Below are 1,471 nucleotides of genomic sequence, written 5' to 3'. Positions count from 1 at the left end.
CGGATATCCGCAGCTTCGGTGACTGGCTTAGCCCCGTTACATCTTCCGCGCAGGACGACTCGATCAGTGAGCTATTACGCTTTCTTTAAATGATGGCTGCTTCTAAGCCAACATCCTGACTGTTTTAGCCTTCCCACTTCGTTTTCCACTTAGCCAATCTTTGGGACCTTAGCTGGCGGTCTGGGTTGTTTCCCTCTTGACACCGGACGTTAGCACCCGATGTCTGTCTCCCAAGCTCGCACTCAACGGTATTCGGAGTTTGCAATGGTTTGGTAAGTCGCGATGACCCCCTAGCCATAACAGTGCTCTACCCCCGTCGGTGATACTTGAGGCACTACCTAAATAGTTTTCGGAGAGAACCAGCTATTTCCAAGTTTGTTTAGCCTTTCACCCCTATCCACAGCTCATCCCCTAATTTTTCAACATTAGTGGGTTCGGTCCTCCAGTGCGTGTTACCGCACCTTCAACCTGGCCATGGATAGATCACTTGGTTTCGGGTCTACACCCAGCGACTGGCGCCCTGTTCGGACTCGATTTCTCTACGGCTCCCCTATCTGGTTAACCTCGCCACTGAATGTAAGTCGCTGACCCATTATACAAAAGGTACGCCGTCACCCCTTGCGAGGCTCCGACTGTTTGTATGCACACGGTTTCAGGATCTATTTCACTCCCCTCCCGGGGTTCTTTTCGCCTTTCCCTCACGGTACTGGTTCACTATCGGTCGATTACGAGTATTTAGCCTTGGAGGATGGTCCCCCCATGTTCAGACAGGATTTCTCGTGTCCCGCCCTACTTGTCGTACGCTTAGTACCACCGCTCTGATTTCGTGTACGGGGCTATCACCCGCTATGGCTCCTATTTCCAGAGGATTCCACTATCAGAACGACTATCACGTACAGGCTCTTCCCATTTCGCTCGCCACTACTTTGGGAATCTCGGTTGATTTCTTTTCCTGCAGCTACTTAGATGTTTCAGTTCGCCGCGTTCGCTTCACACACCTATGTATTCAGTGTGAGATGACCTAAAAGGCCGGGTTTCCCCATTCGGAAATCTTCGGATCAAAGCTTGTTTGTCAGCTCCCCGAAGCTTATCGCAGACTTCTACGTCCTTCATCGCCTGTAATCGCCAAGGCATCCGCCATGTGCACTTATTCACTTGTCCCTATAACCTTGACGGCTATAAGTTCAAGCACTTACTACTGTGTTTGATGAGTTTTACTACTACCCTAAGTAGATATCTTTCGATATCCGCTTAATAAAACTTTTACTTCTTCCAGATTGTTAAAGAACGATGAACATAAGAGTTCAAACCTAAGCGCGGTCGCTTACGTTTGACTTCTTGTTCCAACAGCCGATAAGTGTGAACGTTTGAGTCTGATGCCGACTCTAGAAAGGAGGTGATCCAGCCGCACCTTCCGATACGGCTACCTTGTTACGACTTCACCCCAGTCACGAATCCTACCGTGGTAAGC

At 49.4% G+C, this 1,471-nt stretch carries 2 rRNA genes; both read right to left on the bottom strand.

Features of this window, described 5'->3' with window-relative positions:
* Nucleotides 1-1,161, bottom strand: a 23S ribosomal RNA gene (locus GM658_RS28545); the annotation flags it as partial.
* 228 nt (nt 1,162-1,389) lie between these two features.
* Nucleotides 1,390-1,471, bottom strand: a 16S ribosomal RNA gene (locus GM658_RS28540); the annotation flags it as partial.

It is taken from the genome of Massilia eburnea, from assembly GCF_009720745.1.
Taxonomy (GTDB): Bacteria; Pseudomonadota; Gammaproteobacteria; order Burkholderiales; family Burkholderiaceae_D; genus Rugamonas; species Rugamonas eburnea.
This window is presented reverse-complemented; position numbering and strand designations above follow the sequence as displayed.